At 66.0% G+C, this 21,830-nt stretch carries 18 protein-coding genes and 1 riboswitch; of the genes, 6 read left to right on the forward strand and 12 right to left on the reverse strand.

Annotated features, from left to right (window positions below):
• Window positions 1–10: 10 nt before the first annotated feature.
• The 3 genes from ASG39_RS08580 to ASG39_RS08590 form a co-directional block, all read right to left on the reverse strand.
• Window positions 11–1,456: an FAD-binding oxidoreductase gene (locus ASG39_RS08580; protein WP_062594914.1), complete on the reverse strand. Its 1,446-nt coding sequence runs from the start codon at window positions 1,454–1,456 to the stop codon at window positions 11–13.
• 43 nt (window positions 1,457–1,499) lie between these two features.
• The gene (locus ASG39_RS08585) at window positions 1,500–2,492 is read right to left on the reverse strand and encodes an L-threonylcarbamoyladenylate synthase (RefSeq protein WP_062594600.1); all 993 of its coding nucleotides are present in this window, start codon (window positions 2,490–2,492) and stop codon (window positions 1,500–1,502) included.
• Window positions 2,493–2,616: 124 nt separating this feature from the next.
• On the reverse strand, window positions 2,617–3,213 hold the full coding sequence (locus tag ASG39_RS08590; RefSeq protein ID WP_062594915.1) for a DUF6656 family protein: 597 nt from the start codon (window positions 3,211–3,213) through the stop codon (window positions 2,617–2,619).
• A 323-nt stretch (window positions 3,214–3,536) separates the two neighbouring features.
• A riboswitch (cobalamin riboswitch) is annotated at window positions 3,537–3,729 on the forward strand.
• A gap of 166 nt (window positions 3,730–3,895) precedes the next feature.
• Here ASG39_RS08590 and ASG39_RS08595 point away from each other — a divergent pair.
• The gene (locus tag ASG39_RS08595; RefSeq protein WP_062594601.1) at window positions 3,896–5,140 is read left to right on the forward strand and encodes an aromatic ring-hydroxylating dioxygenase subunit alpha; all 1,245 of its coding nucleotides are present in this window, start codon (window positions 3,896–3,898) and stop codon (window positions 5,138–5,140) included.
• A 37-nt stretch (window positions 5,141–5,177) separates the two neighbouring features.
• On the forward strand, window positions 5,178–6,308 hold the full coding sequence (locus ASG39_RS08600) for a hybrid-cluster NAD(P)-dependent oxidoreductase (RefSeq protein WP_062594916.1): 1,131 nt from the start codon (window positions 5,178–5,180) through the stop codon (window positions 6,306–6,308).
• Window positions 6,309–6,379: 71 nt separating this feature from the next.
• Here the strand turns inward: ASG39_RS08600 and ASG39_RS08605 are convergent, their stop codons facing one another.
• On the reverse strand, window positions 6,380–7,387 hold the full coding sequence (locus tag ASG39_RS08605; RefSeq protein WP_244481205.1) for a GH25 family lysozyme: 1,008 nt from the start codon (window positions 7,385–7,387) through the stop codon (window positions 6,380–6,382).
• Window positions 7,388–7,680: 293 nt separating this feature from the next.
• On the opposite strand from ASG39_RS08605, the gene ASG39_RS08610 reads away from it, so the two are divergent.
• Window positions 7,681–8,136, forward strand: a complete 456-nt coding sequence (locus ASG39_RS08610) for a BA14K family protein (RefSeq protein ID WP_062594603.1) — start codon at window positions 7,681–7,683, stop codon at window positions 8,134–8,136.
• 84 nt (window positions 8,137–8,220) lie between these two features.
• On the opposite strand, the gene ASG39_RS08615 is transcribed toward ASG39_RS08610, so the two are convergent.
• On the reverse strand, window positions 8,221–9,213 hold the full coding sequence (locus tag ASG39_RS08615; RefSeq protein ID WP_062594604.1) for a transporter: 993 nt from the start codon (window positions 9,211–9,213) through the stop codon (window positions 8,221–8,223).
• Window positions 9,214–9,449: 236 nt separating this feature from the next.
• Between ASG39_RS08615 and ASG39_RS08620 the strand changes: the two genes are divergently transcribed.
• Window positions 9,450–11,219 (forward strand): acyl-CoA dehydrogenase, encoded by a 1,770-nt coding sequence (locus ASG39_RS08620; RefSeq protein WP_062594605.1) that lies wholly within the window; start codon window positions 9,450–9,452, stop codon window positions 11,217–11,219.
• A gap of 9 nt (window positions 11,220–11,228) precedes the next feature.
• Window positions 11,229–11,981, forward strand: coding sequence for a crotonase/enoyl-CoA hydratase family protein (locus tag ASG39_RS08625; protein ID WP_062594606.1), 753 nt, complete (start codon window positions 11,229–11,231; stop codon window positions 11,979–11,981).
• A 745-nt stretch (window positions 11,982–12,726) separates the two neighbouring features.
• Here ASG39_RS08625 and ASG39_RS08630 read toward each other — a convergent pair.
• The 4 genes from ASG39_RS08630 to ASG39_RS08645 all read right to left on the reverse strand — a co-directional run bounded on the left by ASG39_RS08630 (window position 12,727) and on the right by ASG39_RS08645 (window position 18,553).
• On the reverse strand, window positions 12,727–13,977 hold the full coding sequence (locus tag ASG39_RS08630) for a class I SAM-dependent RNA methyltransferase (protein WP_062594607.1): 1,251 nt from the start codon (window positions 13,975–13,977) through the stop codon (window positions 12,727–12,729).
• Entirely contained in the window at window positions 13,974–14,777 is an 804-nt protein-coding gene (locus ASG39_RS08635) for a TlyA family RNA methyltransferase (protein ID WP_062594608.1), read from the reverse strand. The genes ASG39_RS08630 and ASG39_RS08635 overlap by 4 nt, the downstream gene beginning before the upstream one ends.
• 78 nt (window positions 14,778–14,855) lie before the next feature.
• A complete protein-coding gene (gene dxs, locus ASG39_RS08640; RefSeq protein ID WP_062594609.1) occupies window positions 14,856–16,784 on the reverse strand; it encodes a 1-deoxy-D-xylulose-5-phosphate synthase in 1,929 nt (642 codons plus the stop codon).
• A gap of 293 nt (window positions 16,785–17,077) precedes the next feature.
• The gene (locus ASG39_RS08645) at window positions 17,078–18,553 is read right to left on the reverse strand and encodes an APC family permease (RefSeq protein WP_244481183.1); all 1,476 of its coding nucleotides are present in this window, start codon (window positions 18,551–18,553) and stop codon (window positions 17,078–17,080) included.
• Window positions 18,554–18,703: 150 nt separating this feature from the next.
• Here ASG39_RS08645 and ASG39_RS08650 point away from each other — a divergent pair, with 150 nt between their 5' ends.
• Entirely contained in the window at window positions 18,704–19,876 is a 1,173-nt protein-coding gene (locus ASG39_RS08650; protein WP_062594610.1) for a thioesterase domain-containing protein, read from the forward strand.
• Between the two features lie 6 nt (window positions 19,877–19,882).
• On the opposite strand, the gene ASG39_RS08655 is transcribed toward ASG39_RS08650, so the two are convergent.
• The 3 genes from ASG39_RS08655 to ASG39_RS08665 all read right to left on the reverse strand — a co-directional run bounded on the left by ASG39_RS08655 (window position 19,883) and on the right by ASG39_RS08665 (window position 21,823).
• Entirely contained in the window at window positions 19,883–20,185 is a 303-nt protein-coding gene (locus ASG39_RS08655) for an exodeoxyribonuclease VII small subunit (RefSeq protein ID WP_062594918.1), read from the reverse strand.
• A gap of 5 nt (window positions 20,186–20,190) precedes the next feature.
• Window positions 20,191–21,120 (reverse strand): histone deacetylase family protein, encoded by a 930-nt coding sequence (locus tag ASG39_RS08660; RefSeq protein ID WP_062594919.1) that lies wholly within the window; start codon window positions 21,118–21,120, stop codon window positions 20,191–20,193.
• A gap of 139 nt (window positions 21,121–21,259) precedes the next feature.
• Window positions 21,260–21,823: a biotin transporter BioY gene (locus ASG39_RS08665; RefSeq protein ID WP_062594611.1), complete on the reverse strand. Its 564-nt coding sequence runs from the start codon at window positions 21,821–21,823 to the stop codon at window positions 21,260–21,262.
• Window positions 21,824–21,830: the final 7 nt, after the last annotated feature.

The following is a 21,830-nucleotide window of genomic DNA, read 5'->3' on the forward strand; positions in this document are numbered from 1 at the left end:
GGCAATCGCCTCAGGGTCTGATCTGCAGCACCTTGCCGGGGTTCATGATGCCGGCGGGGTCGAAGGCATGCTTGATCCGCTGCATCAGCTCGATCTCGATGCCGTGCCTGACCTCCGCCAGCTCGTCGCGCTTCAGCTGGCCGATGCCGTGCTCGGCGGAAATCGAGCCGGAATGCGCGAGCACGATGCCATGCACGATGGCGTTCATCTCCCGCCAGCGCCCGAGAAATTCCTGCTTGTCCGCGCCGACCGGCTGCGAGATGTTGTAGTGGATATTGCCGTCGCCCATATGGCCGAAGGAGCAGATCCGCGCGCCGGGGATCGCCGCCATCACCGCGGCGTCGGCCTCGGCCATGAAAGCGGGGATGCTGGCGATGGGCACCGACACGTCATGCTTGATCGAGCCCCCCTCGGGACGCTGGGCGAGCGACAGGCTTTCGCGCATATGCCAGAGTGCCTTGCGCTGGGCCTCGCTGGAGGCGACGATGGCGTCGTCCGCAAGACCGTCCTCAAGCGCGCCCGATAACAGCGTTTCCATCGTCCGCTGCGCGCTCTCGGCGCTGTCGGCGCTCGAGATATCGATCAGCACGTACCAGGGATGGACCGTCGCCATCGGATCGGTGACGCCCGGAATGTTGCGCATCGAAAACGCGATGCCGATGCGCGGCATCAGCTCGAATCCGGTCAGCGTCTGCCCGCAGAGCGTGGACGCCCGCTCGAACAGCGCCAGCGCAGCCTCGACGGTGCGCAGGCCCACAAGCGCCACCTCGTGCCCGAGCGGCTTTGGAAACAGCCGCAGCACCGCCCCGGTGATGACGCCGAGCGTGCCTTCCGCGCCGATGAACAGGTCGCGCAGGTCGTAGCCCGTATTGTCCTTCTTCAAGCGCCGCAGCCCGTCCCAGATCTCGCCGGTCGGCAGCACCACCTCCAGCCCGAGGCAGAGCTGGCGCATATTGCCATAGGCCAGCACGGCCGTTCCCCCGGCATTGGTCGAGAGATTGCCGCCGATCCGGCAGGAGCCCTCCGAGCCGAGCGACAGCGGAAACAGCCGGTCCACCCGCTCGGCCGCCGCCTGGATATCCGCGAGGATGCAGCCGGCATCCGCCACGATCACATTGCCGACCGGATCGACGTCGCGGATGCGGTTCATCCGCTCCAGCGACAGCAGCATGTCGGCCGCCCCCGTGCGGGGGATCTGCCCGGCCACATGGCCGGTATTGCCCGCCTGCGGCACGATGGCGACGCCGGTTTCGCTGGCAAGCGTCAGGATCGCCGAAACCTCCGCCACGCTGCCGGGCTTCAGCACCGCCGGCGTCGTGCCGCGATAGAGCCCGCGCGTCTCCACCAGATAGCGATCCGCGACATCGGCGCCCACCTCGGCATGGCCGCCGACGAGATCGACGAAGCGCCGGACGAGGTCGGGCGATGGAACGGTGTTCGTCGGGTCGTTCGTCATGTCGGGCGCTTTCATTGTGTCCGTTTCGGTCGCGGTCTCGGTCTCAGCGGGGCGCTGCCGCCCGTTCCAGCCGGTCGCGAATGGCCTCGCCGAGGCCGTCCGCGGGCATGGCGGAAAAGGCGATCGTCCGGGCGCCGGTCGCGTCCGCCTGCTTCATATAGGAAAAGAGATGGGCGGCGGCTTCCCTGAGGCTTCCCGACGGGCTGAGGTCGAGCACGAGCGCGGCCCTGTCTTCGCCCGGAAGCGCCCTGCCGCCGAAGCGGATCAGGGCCTCGCCCGGCCGCACCTCGGTCGCGTCCAGCCGAACCGAGGCTGCGGGCGCATAATGCGAGGCGAGCATGCCGGGCGCTTCCAGGGCGGCCCCCGCCGCCGTCATCGCTGCCCCCGCCGCCGCCGGCCGCAGCAGCCGCTGCCCGGCCACGGCCTCGATCTCGTCGGCCTCCAGCCCGCCCGGCCGCAACAGGCGAAGCTGCCCGTTCTCCATCTTGACGATGGTCGATTCGAGCCCGATGCCCGCCGGCCCGGCGTCGAGGATGAGGTCGATGGCGCCGCCGAGATCGTCGGCCACATGTGCGGCCGTCGTCGGGCTGATGCGCCCCGACGTGTTGGCGCTCGGCGCCGCCAGCGGCTGGCCGAAGGCTGCAATGACCTCGCGCGCAAAGCCGGCCGGCATGCGCAGCCCCAGCGTATCGAGCCCGGCCGTCGCCAGCGCATGCACGGCACTGCCGGGCGCCCGCGCGACGACCAGCGTCAGCGGTCCCGGCCAGAAGGCCTCGGCCAGCCGGCGGGAGACGGGATCGAACGCGCCATGGCGCTCGGCCATCGCCATGTCGGACACGTGGGAAATCAGCGGGTTGAAACGCGGGCGACCCTTGACCTCGTAGATCGAGGCGATCGCATCGGCCCGCGTCGCATCGGCCGCAAGCCCGTAGACGGTCTCGGTCGGCAGGGCGATCGGCCGGCCTTGGCCGAGCACCGCCACCGCGCGGTCCAGCGCCCGCGCCGGGTCCAGGGTCGTGTCGATGATCTCTGCCATGCCGCTTTCACGCTTCCGTCCGATGAGGGGGACGTCTTAAAGCATGTCGCGCGAACTGTGCAGCGCTTTTGCGGGAACGACAGGCGAAAAGCGCAAAGTCGAAAAAGCAGAAAGACGTCGAACCTCAGAGCGCGCGGATGATCGTGCGCAGCGCGTCGTTGCGGGCACCCAGCATCAGCACGTTCTTCAAGGCCGTCTTCGGGTCCTGCGTGCGGAAGAGAAGGCCGCCATCGCGGACGGTCCGGTTGATCACGAGCTTGCCCTGTTCTCGGTCGAGGTCCATCGCGACGGCGAAGTACATGCGCGAATATCCCCGGCGGACGTCGTCGAAGAAATGCTCGTCCTTGCCGATCTCGCAGAAGAAATTGGCCATGTAGAACGACCAGCGGACATCGTCATAGTCCGCGAACTTGGACCGCGCCGCCGTCACGTGGCAGTAGCCGAGGTGCGGGCTGTCGTCGAGCGTGCGGTGGAAGATCATCTTGGGAAAGCGGATGGAGGCGTGGAAGCCGTTGATGCGGTCGTAGGCGAGCGTGCCGGCGGTTTCCAGCTTGCGCCCCGTGCGCTCGGCCACCTGCTGGTGCGTCAGGTAGCGCTTGGCCGTGCGCGCCTCCGTCGTCCCGCGGTTGATGCGCCCGGTGCGAAGGTAATCGGTGTAGATGCCCCCGCGTTGGTCCGCGGGCGGCGTCTTGGCATCATCGAAGTAGCGCAGTTTGGCCATGGTCTGGTCCAGCATCGGTGATCTTCCTTTTCATCGCTTTTACGGTCCCGCCATGGCGCGAGGCTTGCGTGATCGCTGATATGCCGTCTTGGGGGCGGCACGGGTCCGGAATGTCACGCCTGAACCCGTTCATGTCGCAAACGGGCATCCGGCGCGCTGCCTGCCGGCCGACCGGACAATCCACATCTGTCTAAGTTTCGCGCATTGCCTTGTTTATCTTCACGGATCGGCTTTCAAAGACCTGGAAAAAGCCGGCGAATGCGCGTGTCGTCTTTCTCAAATCGCGTGTCGCTTCTTGGCCTCTGAAATCGGGCGACGCGGCGTTAGATAGAGAGGCTCAAGGCGCCGGTTCCCAAAGGATCCGGACAGTTTGGGAAGCCGGTCGAAACCCGGCGCTGCGCCCGCAACGGTGGTGGAGCATGAGCCGGCAGATCCGTCTTGAGGGTGCACCCCTCGGGAGATCGGCACGGCCAAGGCCCCTGAGCCCGGACACCTGTCTTGGTGCCAGTATGACTGTTCTCCTGAGACGGTTTATACTGCGACTGCCCATACTGTGACGATCGATGATGTGGAATGTCTTGGTGCGGCGGGGTCTTGAGGGTCGAGCGCGAAAAGCTCGCCCGAGCGGACCAGCCCTGAATACGGCCCCGCCGCGGGGTCCGTCGTTTAAAGGAACGGGAAGATGGATTTTCGCAGCGAAGTGCTCCGCACGCTCCGGAACCGGCGCGAGACCCACAGCCTCGAGCAGGCGTTTTATACGGATCCCGATCTCTACAAGATCGATCTGGAGGAGATCTGGTACAAGGACTGGCTCTTCATCGGCCATGACTGCGAGATCCCCAAGGCCGGCAACTATTTCACTGTGCAGGTCGGCGATTACCCCGTCGTCGTCACCCGCGACCGCCAGGGCGCGATCCATGCGCTGCACAATGCCTGCCGCCACCGCGGCTCGCGCGTCTGCACGCAGGCCAAGGGCGCCTCGGCCAAGCTCGTCTGTCCCTATCACAACTGGACCTATGAGCTGGACGGCAAGCTGATGTTCGCCCGCCAGATGGGCGAGGATTTCGACAAGTCGGCCCACGGCCTGAAGCCGGTCGCCTGCGAAACCATCGGCGGCTACATCTTCATCAGCCTGGCCGCCGAGCCGCTGGACTTTGCGCCCGTGCGCGACATGGTCACGTCCTACATCGCGCCGCACAATCTCAAGGACACGAAGGTCGCCTTCGAAAGCACCATCGTGGAAAAGGGCAACTGGAAGCTCGTCTGGGAAAACAACCGCGAGTGCTACCACTGCGCCAGCAATCACCCGGAGCTTTGCCGCACCTATCCGGAAGCCCCTTCGGCCACCGGCGTGCAGGGCGCCAAGGACGATCCGGTCATTTCCGAGCACTGGAGCCGCTGCGAAGCCTCCGGCCTGCCGAGCGAATTCCGCATCGATCCGACCGGCCAGTTCCGCGTCGCCCGCATGCCGCTCATCGAGGATGCCGAGAGCTACACCATGTCCGGCGCCCGCGCCGTCAAGCGCCGCCTCTCCGACGACGTCACCCAGAGCCATATCGGCACGCTTTTGATGTTCCATTATCCGAGCACCTGGAATCACGTGCTGGCCGACCACGCCATCACCTTCCGCGTGCTGCCGCTCGGGCCGGAACTGACGCAGGTCACCACCAAGTGGCTGGTGCACAAGGATGCGGTCGAAGGCGTCGACTACAATCTCGAAGAGCTGACGCATGTCTGGACCGAGACCAACGACCAGGATCGGCGGATCGTCGAGGAAAACGCCTTCGGCATCCGCTCGCCGGCCTACGAGCCCGGCCCGTACTCGCCCGAGCACGAAGGCGGCGTCATGCAGTTCGTCGAATGGTACACCCAGTTCATGCAGAACCGCCTGAACGGCGTCCACGCGCCGCTCGTGCGCGTGGCCTGAGATGAGCGACAAGCAGGGTCAAGCGACGGGGACGAGCATGGATCAGGGCAGGACCTCCGCATCGCCGTTCCGCCATTTCGACGAGCTTCAGCCCTGGAACGACCGCCAGCACCTGCTCGAATGCATCGCCGTGACGACGGAAGCGCCGGATGTCATGACCTTCGTGTTCAAGTCCGATCGCGATGGCTGGTTCCGCTATCTGCCGGGCCAGTTCGTCACGCTCGAAATCCCGGTGACGGCGGACGATCCGGTGATGCGGACCTATACGCTGTCCTCGACCCCGTCGCGCCCGTTCTCGATCGCCGTCACCGTCAAGGCGCAGGCGACCTCGATCGGCACGCGCTGGATGTTTGAAAACCTGCGCCCGGGCATGACGCTGAAGGCCTTCGGCCCGCTCGGCGATTTCTCCTTCGTGCGCTATCCCGGCGAAAAATACCTCTTCGTCTCGGCCGGCTCGGGCATCACGCCGATGATGTCGATGACGCGCTGGTTTTCCGATTGCGCGCCGCAGACCGACGTCGCGTTCATCTCCTGCGCCCGCCGCCCGGACGATCTGCTCTTCCGGCGCGAACTGGAAACGCTCAGCCCCGGCATGCCGAACCTGTCGCTCGGCTTCGTCGTGGAAGGCCATGAGCCCCGCCATGGCTGGCACGGCCTGCGCGGCCGCATCGATGCCGCCAAGGTGGCGCTGCTCGCGCCCGATTTCCTGAGCCGCACCGTGTTCTGCTGCGGCCCGGAGCCGTTCATGCGCGGCGTGCGCGAGATGCTGCAGGCGTCCGGTTTCGACATGGCGCGCTACCACGAGGAAAGCTTCCAGCCCGCCGCGGCACCCAATATCGATGAGCTCGCCGTTCGCGCCGGTGCGGGCGAGGGGGCCGGCGAGACGGACGGCGACCAGCCGGTCGTCGCGCCCATCGTGACCTTCACCATGGCCGGCAAGGAAGCCAAATGCGTTCCCGGCCAGACGGTGCTCCAGACCGCCCGCGCCGCCGGCGTTCGCATCGGTGCCGCTTGCGAAGGCGGCCTCTGCGGCACCTGCCGCGTCATGAAGATTTCCGGCGAGGTGGAGATGAACCACAATGGCGGCATTCTCGATGAGGAAGTCGAGGAAGGCTATATCCTCGCCTGCTGCTCCCGCCCCCTGACGGACGTGCAGATCGAGGCTTGAGGGGCCGGGCAGGGATAGGGGCAGCCGCGTCTGTCGAGGTGAGGCAGACCTGCCAGAGGCCGGACATGCGCCTAGCGCGAGGCGATCCGCGGGCCGCGCGTGGCGATCGAGGAGGTCGTCATGCCGTCCACGCCCAGCTCTGCCGGGCTAAGCGCGGCCTGGCTAAGCGCTGCCCGCGTGCCGATGCAGACGGGGCGTGCGCCGTTGGCGGCAACCAGCGTCACCACGGGCGGGTCGAGCGTCGGTATGGCAGGCACCGGCTGAGCTGGCGCAGGGTCTGAAGGCAGGGGTTTTTCCGGCAGCAGCGCGCCCTTGGCCCATTCCACCTTCAGCCGTGCCGCATCCATCGGGGCGACGTTGACGTCGATGTCCGGCAGGGTTCCGCCGATGCGATAGGGGCAGCGGCGCTTGTTGCAATTGGCGCCGGAGGAGAACTGCCACAGCGCGTAGCTGTCCCAGTTGCCCATCGGAAAGACGTCGCGGATGCCCGGCTTGTAGCGCGCATACCAGAGCGGCAGGCGCGAGAGGATCGGGTAGAGCGCCCGGTTTTCGGCGATATGGCGGGCGGTCGTGTGGTTGGTGTAGAGCATCGGATAGCGCCCGGTGCGGGTCTTGATATGCTGCGCGAAGATCTCGCCGTCGGCGAGCGACATGAAGTTTTCCGGATCGATGCCCTCGATATCGAGCACCATCAACTCGTCGGCCGCGGGTTCGGCATAGTCGAGAAAGTGGTTGGCCTGCTCGATCGGGTTGCCCGGCCGCGCCAGATGATAGGCGCCCCAGAGCAAGCCGCTCGCTCGCGCCACCATGCGGCGGGTCTGATAAAGCTCGCGGCTGACCGCATACTTCCGCCACATCGTCTTACAGTGCGCAAAACTGTCGCCCTTGTGGTCGCCTGTGCAGGAAAAACTCTCCGGCATTCCGTCCGAGGCCTTGGAAACGAAGCCGGCGATGCGCTTGTTCTTCAGCATCTCCTGCCAGTCGACGATGTTGAGCTCGTAGGCGTCGATGACCAGCGCCGGCTCCGGCTTCTTCCACGGTTCCTGATCGACCGCGCGCGCCGTCTGCGGCAGAAACAGGCTGCCGAGCGAGAAAGCGAGGCCCGCGACGAGAGCGACGAGGGGCCTGACGACCACGCCGATGGGCCCTCCTGAGGAAGGCTGTAACGCGCCGGCAATGATTCTGGCGGTGGTGGACATGGGCGCAATGCTGCGCTCACATGGTTAACGCGCCGTTAACCCGCGCGAAATGGCGCGCGCCGCGTGCCCGCCGGGGGAACCAACAGGTCCGTCGCCCGTTGTCAGACCAGCGGATACCGTGCCCCCGCGCGGTCGTTCGATCAGAATTTCAATAAAAATTCTCGGAGGAAACAATGGGTCTCTTCAACGCAAAGCTCCTGTCGGCCGCCGGCCTTTCCGCAGCGCTCTTCATCACCTCGTTCGTGCCGGTCCAGGCCATGGTGCCGATCCCGGTCCAGAAGCCGGTCCAGACGGCGAATGCAGCCGAGCCCGTCCAGTACCGCAATCGCGATCGCGACGACTGGCGCCGCCGCGGCTATCACCGCCGCAACAATGCCTATTACTACAACGGCCACCGCGGTTATCGCGAACGCCGTCGTGGCTACCGCGAATATAACGGCATGTGGTTCCCGCTCGCAGCCTTCGCGACAGGCGCCATCATCGGCGGTGCCGTCAACAATGACCGGCCGGTCCGCGTCGGCGGCAGCCATGTCGCCTGGTGCCAGAACCGCTACCGTTCGTATCGTGCCTACGACAATACGTATCAGCCGAACAACGGCCCGCGCCGCCAGTGCAACTCGCCTTATTGATCTGCTGAGTTTATACATGATTGACGAAAAGGCACCGGTTCACCGGTGCCTTTTAGCATTTTGGCCTCACGGTTCAGCAAGGTCTCAGAGAATCCCGATGCGCTTCAGGATCGTCCAGGCGAATGCCATGGACATAACGATGAAGACGCCGGCAAACAGCGTGCCATGGACGCCGCCGGAGAGCGGCAGGTCGCTGGTGTTCATGCCGAAAAAGCCGGTGACGAGCGTCGGCGGCAGCAAAAAGGCCGTCATCAGCGACAGGATGTAGAGATGGCGATTGGTCTCCGAGGAGAGCTTGCTGTCAATCTCCTCATGCAGCAGCCGCGCCCGCTCCTGCAGCGCGAAGACGTCGCGGTCCACCGTCTCCAACTTGTCGGTCAGGCGTTCGGCAACGTCGATGAAACCGGTGGGAACCTCGTCGTCGTCGGATGCCGCCGCACGGCGCAGAAGCGCAAGCAGCGTGCGCAGATGCCGGTGCAGCCGCACGGCGGTGCGGCGCAGCGGCGCCAGCCGCGGCTGGTCGTTGTGTCCGGCCTCGCCATAGACCTCGTCCTCGATGACGTTCAGCTCTTCCGTCAGTTCGAGCACAAGGCCGATCAGCGTGCGCTGGAACTCGATCACCATCATCTCGAACAGGTCGATCGGACGCAGGCAGCGCGGGTTCTTCTCGATTGCTGTCTTGACCCGGTCGATGCTGCGCAACGGGTGCAGCCGCGTCGTCACGATCACCTTGTCCGTGACGACGAAATGCAGCCAGCCGATCGTCTTCGTCATCTCGTCGAACGTGCGTTCGAAATCGACCAGCGTGCCGTGCACCATGGCCTCGTCGGTGGTGATCGCGGCCTGCGTGTCGTGGCTCGACAGCGTGGCCAGCGCATCCGGCGGCAGGTCACAGATCTTCTGGATCAGCGCCGGCGTGCGCGCATCGCTCAGCGCCAGGTGCAGCCAGAGCCAGCCATCGCCCTCGCTCAGGGCCGCAAGCGGCGCATCGGCGGAGATGCGCTCGCCACGGCTCTGGCCCGGAGGAAAGCGATAGGCCCAGACGAGGCCGGGAATTTCAGGCGAAACAAGGTTCATGACGGAATATCCGGCGGCCGGGATCGTGCTGTATCGATCTTCTATGACAGTTTCGTTGCAAGGCAAGACTTCGTTTCGAGGCCCAGATTTTGGTTGCGAGGCCAGACGCCGTTGCAAGGGCCGAACGGCCCCCGCGGAGCGGTCGGAGATCGGCAGTTGACGTTTACGTCAAAATCAATAATTTAAGCGACGGCGCGGGAAAGACGGATGGGCGCCGGCAAAGGCAGGAGGACCTCATGTACACATCGCCCGTGGACGACATTCTGTTCACGCTCAAGCATATCGCCGGGCTCGACAACGACGCCTCGGTCGATACCGATATCGTGGATGCCGTGATTTCGGAGGCGGGCCGTTTCTGCGACGCGACGATCGCGCCGGCTGCGGCACGCGGCGACAAGGAGGGCTCCCGGCTTGCCAATGGCGAGGTCCGCTCGCCCTCCGGCTGGCCCGAGATCTACCGCGCCTGGGCGGCGGCCGGCTGGAACGGCCTCGCCGCGCCGATGGATGTCGGCGGGCAGGGCCTGCCGCACCGGCTGCAGATCGCCGCCATGGAAATCTGGAACGGCGGCTCGATGGCCTTCGCGCTCGCGCCGATGCTGACGGGCGGTGCCGCCGAGGCGCTGGCCGCGCACGGTTCGGACGCGCTGAAGGCCCGGTTCCTGCCAAAGATGGTGTCCGGCGCGTGGACCGGCACGATGAACCTCACCGAACCCCATGCCGGCTCGGACCTCTCGACGCTGCGCACGCGGGCCGAACGCCGCGATGACGGCACCTACCGGATTTTCGGTCAGAAGATCTACATCACCTGGGGCGAGCACGACCTCACCGACAACATCGTCCATCTCGTTCTGGCGCGTCTCACTGACGCGCCCGAGGGCACGCGCGGCATCTCGCTGTTCCTGGTGCCGAAATTTCTCGTCAACGACGACGAGAGCCTCGGCGCGCGCAACGATCTCTTCTGCCACTCGATCGAGGAGAAGCTCGGTATTCATGCCTCGCCGACCTGCACCATGATCTATGGCGACGGCCGCTTCGGTGCGGAGGCCGGGGCCGTCGGCTATCTGATCGGCGAGGAAAACCGCGGGCTCGCCTGCATGTTCACCATGATGAACAACGCCCGCCTCGCGGTGGGCGTCCAGGGCGTCGCCATGGCGGAGGCCGCAACGCAGGGCGCGCTCGCCTATGCGCGCGAACGGCGTCAGGGCAAGGCACCCGGTAAAAATGCGGGCGCCACGACATCGAGCCCGATCATCGACCATCCCGATATCGCCCGCACGCTGCTGACCATGAAGGCGCTGACGCAGGGCGCACGTGCGATCACCTATCTTTGCGCCGAAGCGGTCGATCGCGCCCACGAGGCGGAGGGCGACGAGAAACGCCACTGGCAGGATCGCGCGGCGCTCCTGACCCCGATCGCCAAATCCTTCCCGACCGATGTCGGTGTCGAGGTTGCCTCGCTCGGCATCCAGGTCCATGGCGGCATGGGGTTCGTCGAGGAGACCGGTGCCGCGCGCCTGTTGCGCGATGCGCGCATCGCCCCGATCTACGAAGGCACCAACGGCATCCAGGCGATCGATCTCGTCACCCGCAAGCTGCCGCTCGGCGACGGCGCCCATGTCCGCGGCCTGATTGCCGACCTGCTCGCCATCGCTAAGACCGTTGCGAGATCGGATGCCGACGCCTGGGGCACGACCGCTTCGCGTCTTGAGGATGCGATCGGCGCCTTGTCCACGGCCACCGAATGGCTCCAATCCGAAGTCGCGGCCGGCAGGCTGTCTACGGCGCTGGCCGGTGCCACCGCCTATCAACGCCTCTTCGGCCTCGTCCTCTCCGGTGCGCTTCTCGCCAAGGGGGCGACAAGCGAAGCCGACGATGGCCGACAGGCGCAGCGCGTCGCGCTGGCGCGCTTCTTTGCCGAAAACCTCATCGGCGAAACCGCGTCCCTTGCCGACGCCATTCTCCACGGCGCAGCCAGCCTCGAGGCTGCGCGCATCGCGCTGAACTGAGATCCCGATATGACCGACGAGACCATCCTCATCGAACGCCCGGATGCCGCCATCCGCGTCATTCGCTTCAACCGTCCGCAAAAGAAGAACGCCATCACCGGAGCCATGTATCAGGCGATGACCGCGGCGCTCGCAGCGGCCGAGGCGGACGACGACGTTCGCGTCGTGGTCTTTCTCGGATCGCCCGGCTGTTTTTCCGCCGGCAACGACATGGCGGACTTCGCGCGAATGGCCATGGGCGAAACCCGGGGAACGGAGGTTTTCGGCTTCCTGCACGCTCTGGCGACCGTCACCAAGCCGCTCGTGTCCGGCGTCGACGGTCTCGCGATCGGCATCGGCACGACGCTCAACCTGCATTGCGACCTCACCGTCATCTCGACCCGCACCCAGCTGCGGACGCCCTTCGTGGATCTCGCTCTGGTGCCCGAAGCCGCCTCCAGCCTCATCGTCCCCCGCATCATCGGCCACCAGCGCGCCTTTGCGCTGCTCGCCGCCGGCCTGCCGATCGCAGCCGACGAGGCCGTGGCCGCCGGCCTCGTCTGGAAGGCCGTCGCACCCGAGGTGCTGGAACAGGAAACCCTTGCCGCCGCCGCCATGCTCGCCGCCAAGCCGCCCCAGGCGCTGCGCATCGCCCGTCAACTCCTGCGCGGCGACACCGCGGACATCCTCGCCCGCATCGACATCGAAGCGGAGCATTTCGCCACCCGCCTGAAAAGCACCGAAGCCCAGGCCGCCTTCACGGCCTTCCTCTCCAGGCGCTGACGCGCACCACGCCATTCAACACGCCTTGCAGCGGAAACCGCATCGTTGTATATTAGCGGAGTGACAGCCGAAGCGCTAACTCCGGCTGTCGTTTCGCTTAGACGAGGAATGTTACCCGCACGTGGAGTTGCCAGCCCGTGCGGGTTTTCCTTATCTCAAGCGTGATGCTCACGGGCAAATATCCCATTCGCGTCACTCCTGTTCGACAGCAAAGCCCTTTGCCGAGGTCGGGGAGGCTCATCATCCCCGACGCGCTGGCTGGCACAGCGCTTTCTGCTTCTGCCGCGAACGGAGCGAGCGTAGCAGACCGGTCCGGGAATATAAGGATTTTCTTTTTTAAGGTTTTTTCGGGAGCGTGTCGCGCTGCCCTGCAGGCGATCAGGCGTGCCTGCAGATGTCGGGTTTGTCGGGCGTTGTCTGTTCCGTTGTCTTGCACACGGCAGACAACGCTGTATATTAGCGGAGTGGCAGCCGGAGGGTGAACTCCGGCTGCCTGTCGCTCAGACTAGGAATATGACCCGCACGTGCAGTTGCCAGCCCGTGCGGGTTTTCCTTATCTCAAGCGTGATGCTCACGGGTAGATATCCCATTCGCGTCACTCCTGTTCGACAGCAAAGCCTTTGCCGAGGTCGGGGAGGCTCATCGTCCCCGACGCGCTGGCTGGCACAGCGCTTTCTGCTTCTACCGCGAACGGCATGAGCGTAGCACGGGCCATTTCTAAATATTAGAAAATTCAGATATGATGTCAGCGCGTCAGCATTGCCACGGCTTCGACATGGGACGACCAGAGGAATTGATCGACGGGGGTGACCGCGGTGACGCGGTAGCCGCCTTCGATGAGGATCGAAAGATCGCGCGCGAGGGTCTGCGGGTTGCAGGACACGGCGACGATGGTCTTGACCGTCGAGCGGGCCAGCTCGCGGCATTGCGCCTCGGCGCCGGCGCGGGGCGGATCGAAGACGACGGCGTCGAAGACCTTCAGCTCGGAGGTCATCATCGGCCGGCGGAAGAGGTCGCGCTTTTCGATGGTGACGGGCTTCAGCCCCTGCGTGTTGCGGGCGGCGAGGTCGAGGGCCTTCAGCGCCTTCTCCTCGCTCTCCACCGCATGCACGCGGCCTTTTCGCGCCATGCGCAGCGCGAAGGTGCCGGTCCCCGCGAAGAGATCGGCGATCCGCTTGGCCTTGCCCAGATGCGCGAGGACCAGCTCCGCCATCGCCGCTTCGGCAACCGCGCTCGCCTGCGCAAAGCCGCCGGGCGGCGGCGAGACGGCGATGCCGTCGAAGGTGATGAGCGGCTTCATCGGCTCGACGATCGTCTCGCCATTGACCGCGAGCCGGGCGATGCCGCGCAGCGTCAGCACGGCCTCGATCGCCTGTTGCCGGTGCCGGTCCGACAGCGCCTTGATGCCTTCGGCGGCGAGATCGAGCCCGGCCGAGGTCTCCAGAACGGTGATGCGAAACGGCTCGGCACTGGCGGCAAGCGCGGCCGCAACGATGCGGATGGCGGCGAGCCGGGAGACGATGCCAGGGCTCGCGATCGGACATTCCGCAATGGAAACGATATGATGGCTTTCCGCCTGGTTATAGCCGAGCAGCAGCTCCTTTTCGGTGCGCCGCGCGGTGAAGACCGTCCGCCTGCGTTCGCCGGGGCGGGCAATGACCAGCGGTGCCACCTCCGTTTCGATGCCGCGCGCGCGCAGGGCATCGATCACGATCTGCCGCTTGAACGCGTGGTAGAGGTCGTCGCCGGCATGCTGCAGCGTGCAGCCGCCGCAGGTGCCGTTCTCGCCCTCCGGCCCGAAATGCCGGCAGGCGGGCGCGACGCGGTCGGGCGAAGGCGCGAGCAGCGACATCACCGTGCCCTGCTGCTTGTTGACGGCGAGCGTCACCCGTTCGCCGGGAAGCGTGAAGGGCACGAAGATGGGCCCGGCGTCGGAGGTAACGATGCCGTCGCCCTGCAGGCCCAGCCGTTCGATCGTCGCGGTTTCCGCGCTCATGCTCTGTCCTCGTCCGTCTCTGCGTCCGCCTCGGCATCGTCATCGAGAGGCTTGCGGCCGGCGAGCAGGAACTCCTCGTTTCCGTCGCCGCCGGCAATCGGGGAGGGGATCATCCCGAGGCTTTCCCAGCCCATCTCCTCCACGAGCCAGCGCTCCAGTTCGGCGGCCACCTCGGGTGCGGTCGAGGGATCTTTCAACAGTCCCGCCTTGCTGACGAAATCACGGCCGGCCTCGAACTGCGGCTTGACCAGCAGGATGCAGAGCGCGCCGGGCACCGCGAGGTCGAGCGCCGGGGGCAGAGCGAGCTTCAGCGAGATGAAGGACACGTCGGAGACGACCATGCCGATCTCGCGGTCTTCCAGATGCTCCTCGTCGAGCACGCGGGCGTTCAGCCCCTCTATGTTGGTGACGCGCGGATCGGCTTCGAGCCGGGGGTGGAACTGGCCGTGGCCGACATCCACGGAAATGACATGGGCAGCGCCCGCATGCAGCAGCACTTCGGTAAAGCCGCCGGTGGAGGCGCCGATATCCAGACAGTCCAGCCCCTCGGGCGACAGCGCGAAATGGTCGAGCCCGGCTTTCAGCTTCAGCGCCGCGCGCGAGACATAGGCCTGGACCGGATCGTCGATCTCGATCGTCACATCCTCGGGAAAGGTGGAGCTCGGCTTGGTGACGACGCGGCCGTTGACCCGCACGGTTCCCCGCTGCACGGCATCGCGTGCGCGAGACCGGCTGGCGACGAGCCCGAGGTTGAGAACGAGCTGGTCGAGGCGGACGGTGGTTTTCGGTTCGTTTGACATGGCGCCTGTCATGGCGTGTCGAGGCCCGGCTGACAAGCCTTTTGCGCGATATGCGAGCTTATGCCTGTCCCTCGGCGGTCAGCTCGCCGCGCCGCGGCCGACGCGCTTTTGTCCCAGAGCGCGGAACACGGTGGAAACGATGCCGGCGCGGTCGAGACCCGCCTGGGCATACATGGCCTCCTGCTTGCTCTGTTCCATCCAGAGATCCGGCAGCACCATCGGGCGCACCTTCAGCCCGGAATCCATCAGGCCTTCGAGCGCGAGGAACTGCAGGACATGGCTGCCGAAGCCGCCGACCGACCCTTCCTCGATGGTGATCAGAACCTCGTGCTCGCGGGCAAGCCGGCGGATGAGGTCGTGGTCGAGCGGCTTGGCGAAACGCGCGTCCGCCACCGTCGTCGAAAGCCCGGCGGCATCGAGATCCTCGGCGGCCAGCAGACAATCGGCAAGCCGCGTCCCGAAGGAGAGCAGCGCGACCTTGGTGCCTTCCTTGACGATGCGGCCCCGGCCGATCTCCAGAATCTCGCCCCGCACCGGCATGTCGATGCCCACGCCTTCGCCGCGCGGGTAGCGGAAGGAAATCGGACCTTCGTCATAGGCCGCAGCCGTGCGCACCATATGCTTCAGCTCCGCCTCGTCGGCCGCGGCCATCACCACGAAGCCGGGCAGGGCGGCAAGATAGGTCGTGTCGAAGGAGCCCGCATGCGTCGGGCCGTCGGCACCGACGAAACCGGCGCGATCGATCGGGAAGCGCACCGGCAGGCCCTGGATCGCCACGTCGTGGACCACCTGGTCGTAGCCGCGCTGTAGGAAGGTGGAATAGAGCGCGGCAAACGGCTTCAACCCTTCGGTCGCCAGTCCGGCCGCAAAGGTCACGGCGTGCTGCTCGGCAATCCCCACATCGAAGATGCGAGAGGGATGCGCCAGCGCGAACTTGTCGAGCCCGGTGCCGTTCGGCATGGCGGCGGTCACCGCGACGATCCGCTCGTCCTCATTCGCCTCCTGCACCAGCGCTTCGGCAAACACGGCCGTGTAGGAGGGCGCGTTCGGCTTGGCCTTCGCCTGCGCGCCGGTGATGACGTCGAAGGTGTTGACGCCGTGATATTTGTCGGCGGCGGCTTCCGCCGGGGCATAGCCCTTGCCCTTCTGCGTCACCACGTGGATCAGCACCGGTCCGTGCGCATTGTCGCGCACGTTGCGCAGCACCGGCAGCAGATGCTCGAACGCGTGCCCGTCGATCGGCCCGATATGGTAGAAACCCATCTCCTCGAACAGCGTGCCGCCGGTCACGTAGCCGCGGGCGTGCTCCACCGCACGGGTGATGGCGCGATCGACGGACTTGCCGAGATAGGCGGTCAGCTTCTTGCCGAGCTCGCGGAAGCCCATATAGGTCCGGCCGGAGGCGAGCCGCGCCAGATAGGCGCTCATGGCGCCGGTCGGCGGCGCGATCGACATGTCGTTGTCGTTGAGAATGACGATCAGCCGGGCGTCCAGCGCGCCGGCATTGTTCAGCGCCTCGTAGGCCATGCCGGCCGACATCGCGCCGTCGCCGATGACGGAGATGACGTTTCGCTTCACGCCCTGCAGTTCGGAGGCGACCGCCATGCCGAGACCGGCGGAAATGGAGGTGGAGGAATGCGCGGCGCCGAAGGGATCGTATTCGCTCTCCGCCCGGCGGGTAAATCCGGACAGGCCGTTTTCCTGGCGCAGCGTGCGGATGCGGTCGCGGCGTCCGGTCAGGATTTTGTGGGGGTAGCACTGGTGGCCGACGTCGAAGATCAGCCGGTCGTGCGGCGTGTCGAACACCTTGTGGATGGCGATCGTCAGCTCGACCACGCCAAGGCCGGCGCCGAGATGGCCGCCGGTGCGCGAGACGGCATCGATCATCTCGGCGCGCAGTTCTCCGGCCAGCTGCGGCAGGTCCTTGTCGTCGATGGCCTTGAGATCCCGGGGCAGGTTGACCTTGTCCAGAAGCGGCGTCGACGGCTGGGAAATCGGTTGGGTCACGCTGTCCTCATACCCGCGGTCATTGATGGGCCGCGATCGAAATCATTCGCAAAAAGGCCTCTTAATCGCAATTTGCGGAAATTGCAAAAGCCCGTCGCAGCGACATCTCCACGTTGGAGCCCTGTCAGACCATCGTCGCAAAAACCGTGCGGCAGACCGGATCGGCCCCGCTCCGAATCTGCTTCAGGGGTGCCGGGTAGGATACCGGAACCCCCGTCTCGATCCTACAACAAACTTCGGCTCCGAAAGTTCGGCACCTCACGCATCCTGCCCCACGCCTCACGCCCTACGCCTTATGCCCTGGCGGCCTGCGTCCGGCGCATGATGCCGACGGTTGCAAACCAGAGCACGACGCCGATGGCGAGAAGCACGCCGGCGATGAGATATTGAACCGGGTCGCGCCCGGTCCAGGGGCCGGCCAGAAAGGTGCAGGTCAGCGCGCCGAGCACCGGAAACACCGTGGGAATGCGGAAGTGCTTGTGCTCCACCGTATCCTTGCGCAGCACGAGCACGGCGATGTTGACGATGGCGAAGACGCCGAGCAGCAGCAGCGCCGTCGTGCCGCCGAGCTGGGGGACGCCCCCGGCGAAGACGAGGAGGCCGACGGCCAGCAGCGTCGTGAAGCCGATGGCGATGTAGGGCGTCTGGCGCCCGTGATGCACGCGGCCGAGAACGGCGGGAATGACGTCTTCCCGCGCCATGCCGTAGAGCAGCCGGCTTGCCATCATCATGTTGATCAGGGCGGAATTGGCGACCGCGAGCATGGTGATCACGCCGAAGATGCTGATCGGAAATCCGGGCGCCCCGGCCTGGATGACCTTCAGAAGCGGCGTCTCGCCTTCGCTGAGTTCGGCGGCCGGCACCAGCGTGATGGCGGCGATGGAGACGAGCACGTAGATGACGCCGGTGATGAGCAGGCCGGTCAGCAGAACCTTTGGAAAGATCCGGCTCGGATCCTTGCATTCCTCGGCCATGTTGACCGAATCCTCGAACCCCACCATGGCGAAGAAGGCGAGCGTGGTGGCGGCGATGACCGACCAGAACACGCCGCTGTCGCCGGCCGGCGTGAACGTCGTGATGCGCGACACGTCGCCCTGGCCGTGGAAGATCGCCCAGAAGCCGATGCCGATGATGATCAGCAGGCCGGTGAGTTCGATCATCGTCAGCCCGACATTGAGCTTCACGCTCTCCCCGACGCCGCGAAAGTTGATGGCGGCCACGAGCCCGAGAAACAGGATCGCGATCAGAACGACCATCGCATTGCCGACCTCGAGCCCGAGCGCCGCGGTGAAATTGGCGGAAAAGGCCCGCGCGGCCGTGGAAGCCGAGGTGATGCCCGACGACATCACCGCGAAGGCGACGATGAAGGTGAGGAAATGAATGCCGAAGGCCTTGTGGGTATAGAGCGCCGCACCGGCCGCCTTCGGATATTTCGTCACCAGCTCGAGATAGCTGAAGGCGGTGAGCAGCGCGACGGCAAAGGCGATGAGGAAGGGAAGCCAGACGACACCGCCGACCTTGCCCGCGACCTGTCCGGTCAGCGCATAGATCCCGGTGCCGAGAATGTCGCCGATGATGAAGAGCAGCAGCAGCGCCGGCCCCATCACGCGCTTCAGCTCGGGTTGCGTCGCCTGTCTGTCCTCAACCGTCATCGGAAATCCCCTTCTCCCACGGATCGTCTTCCAAAAGACATAGTTCAGCAGGCGGTGAAGGAAAGATGCATCCGCCACGCCGCGCGACGGCACGATTTCCAGCACGGGTTGTGACATGTTGCCGGTCCCGCTGTGCCGAAACCACACGCATCCTGACGTCTTCGCTCAAGGTTTTGGTAGGTCTTTTCGGGTAATTTGCGCGCGTGACGCGGCGACAGGTGCGCATATTGGCCGGATGTCCGGTGTTCGAACAGGGAGCGAAACGGGATGCTCACGACGCTGACGGCGCTCTGCGGGCAGACGATGCGAAGCGCCATTGCCGAGGATGACGATCTGGTGGCCAAGGGCCTGAACGCCAACAGGGCGCTGGCTTTGATCAAGCTGTTCTGGATGCGCACCGGCATCGAACTCGACGTCAACCTCTTCTACCGCGCCCGCACGCCGCGTGCCATCGTCGAGGCGATCGCGGACAATCGCGTGCAGCCGGGCGAGAAGATCCTGCTGTTGCGCGATGGCGACCACACCCGCCCGCTTTTCCTCTTTGCCGGCGGCGTCAATTGTTTCCTCGAAACGCAGGATCTCGTGGATGCGATGAGCTATGACGGGGCGATCTACGGCGTCACGCTCACCGATTTCGGCCGGCCGGCGAACGATCCGCCCGCGGTCGCGGACGAGATCGCGCTCGCCTATCGCGCCATCAAGGACATCCAGCCGACCGGGCCGTACCGGATCGCGGGCTACTCCTTCGGAGGCCTGCTGGCGCTGGAGCTTGCGCGGCGGGCAAGGGCTGAGGGTGATGCGATCGCGGCGCTGATGCTGCTCGATCCGCCGCAGAACGATCACAGCTGGCCGCTGCCCCTCTGGGCCCGGCTGATGCGCAGGACCGTGACCCGCCAGGCGAAATCGGTGCTGGGCAAGCTGGCGGGCCGGACACGCCGTCGCGACAGACGGTCGGGGCGTGCCCCCGGCGAAAACGACGGCCAGTCCCTGCGCGAGGATCTTGCGGCGGCCGCCTTCCGTCACAGTCCGCCCCGGCGGGGCCATCAGCTCGTCTTCCGCTTCCTGAGCCCACGCCGGCCAGACTATCCGCTGAAGGCGCCGCAATGGGCAGGCGGCTACACGCCCGCCTACGATGCCCGCGCGCGCCAGCTGCTGCAGATGAAGGGTCTCTATCGTCCGAGCCTCTATGACGGGCCGCTCGTCTTCTTCGGCTCGACATCCGGCTCGCCGATCGATTGCGATGCCCCGCGCATCTGGAAGCCCTATCTGCCGCAGGCCGAATGGATCACCGTCTCGGGCAATCACCTCAGCATGATCGTCGCCAGGAACGGAAAAAACCTCGCCGCCCTGATGGACCGGTCTCTGCGCGATGCGGCTGCCCCGACGCAGGTTCAGCCCGACCGTCGGCCGTCTTCGGGTGAGGAAAGTGCCGCCGCCTGACCGGCGTCAGTCGCCGTCGAGCGGTTCCACGCCCTGCGGCTTGCCGGTGCGGTCGAGACGGATCTTCTCGATGCGGTTTTCCGCCGCGTTGAGCAGGGCCTCGCAATGCTTCTTCAACGCTTCCCCGCGCTCGTAGAATTCGATCGACCGGTCGAGCGCGACATCGCCGCGCTCCAGCGCCGAGACGATCGATTCCAGCTCCTCCACCGCCCGCTCGAAAGAGAGGGCGGCCACATCGGCAGGCGCGGCGGCAGCGGCGGGATTGGCCGATCCGCCGGCCGGCGATTGCGTGCGTGCGTCGTTTGCCATGTCGGTCATCCCCTCATCAGGCGCTGGATATGCAGGCCGGCCGATTCGGCGAGCCCCACGAGGTCATAGCCGCCTTCGAGCAGGCTGACGATGCGGTTGCCGGCATGCTTGCCGGCGATATCGAGCAGCCGCCCGGTCGCCCAGTCGAAATCGTCGCCGACCAGATTGATCTGCGCCAGCGGATCGCGGTGATGGGCGTCGAAGCCGGCCGAGATGATGACGAGATCCGGCCGGAAACGCTCGAGCGCCGGCAGCACGCGCGACTTGAACGCCTCGCGGAAATGATCGCTGCCCGTATCGGGCGACAGCGGCGCGTTGACGATCGTGTTGTGCGTGCCCGTCTCGTCCTTCGCCCCGGTGCCGGGATAGAGCGGCATCTGGTGGGTCGAGCAGAAGAGCACGGAGGCATCGTCATAGAAGATGTCCTGCGTGCCGTTGCCGTGGTGCACGTCCCAATCGACGATCGCCACGCGCTCGGCGCCGTGCACGCGCTGGGCGTGGCGCGCGGCGATGGCGGCATTGTTGAAGAAGCAGAAGCCCATGGCCTTCTTCGTCTCGGCATGGTGGCCGGGCGGCCGCGAGGCGACGAAGACATTGTCGGCCTTGCCGGTGAAGACGGCATCCACCGCCGCCACCGCGCCGCCGATCCCGGTCAGGGCCGCCTGCAGGCTGGCGGGGCTTGCATGCGTATCGGCCTCGAAGCTGTTGATGCCCTCTTCGGGGATCACCGACATCACGGCGCGCAGATGCTCCTCCGGATGGGCGAGCAGGACGAGATCCTCGTTGCCCTGCGGTGCCTTTTGCCGGACGAGGTCGGAGAAGCGATCGTGCTCCAGCGCCAGATTGAGCGCCCGCAGCCGGTCCGGCCGCTCGGGATGACCCTCGGGCACCTGATGCTCGAGGAAGATGGGATGTTCGAAGAGGATCGTTGTCATGCGCGGCAAGCTACCGCAAAACGCTGCGAACCGGAACCGGTTTCAGGATAAAATAGACAAGCGTATTGAGCGGGTTAGCGTGACGTCCGGCGGGCAGGCGGCAGCGGTGCGCGCCCGCCGCCTGTTCCGCCTTGCGCGTTCACGTCCGCTGCGGCAGCAGCGGGTAGCCGACCAGCACGGCGCGGGCGGCAAGTGCCGCGATGCCCGCCTTCAGGGCGTCGCCGGGAAGGAAGACCGCATTGCCTGTCAGCGCGGCGAAGAAGCCCATGCCGGTGTTGATGGAAAGCCAGATCGTGCCCATGAGATAGACGACGCCGATGCCGCCCACGACCGAGGCAAGCAGGAAGCCGGCGATCTGCCGCCCGCCGCTCTGGCTTTCGCGAACCATCCGCTCGGCGATGAGGCCGGTGACGAACGTGCCGACGACCCAGCCCGCGATGTAGCCGGCCGTCGGGCCGGCGAGAATGGCAAGACCGCCGCGCCCGCCCGAAAGGACGGGCAGGCCGACCGCGACCATGAGGATGAGGAGGAGATAGGCAAGCGCGCCGCGCTTGGCGCCGATGATGCAGCCGGCCAGCATGACGCCCATCGACTGCGCGGTGATCGGCACCGGGATGAAGCCGAGCGTGATCGGCGGAATGATGCCGAGGACGATGACGATGGCGGTAAACAGGGCAGTGAGAACCAGATCGCGTGTGGACATCGTCCCT

The organism is Rhizobium sp. Leaf371 (assembly GCF_001424045.1).
Lineage (GTDB): Bacteria > Pseudomonadota > Alphaproteobacteria > Rhizobiales > Rhizobiaceae > Ferranicluibacter.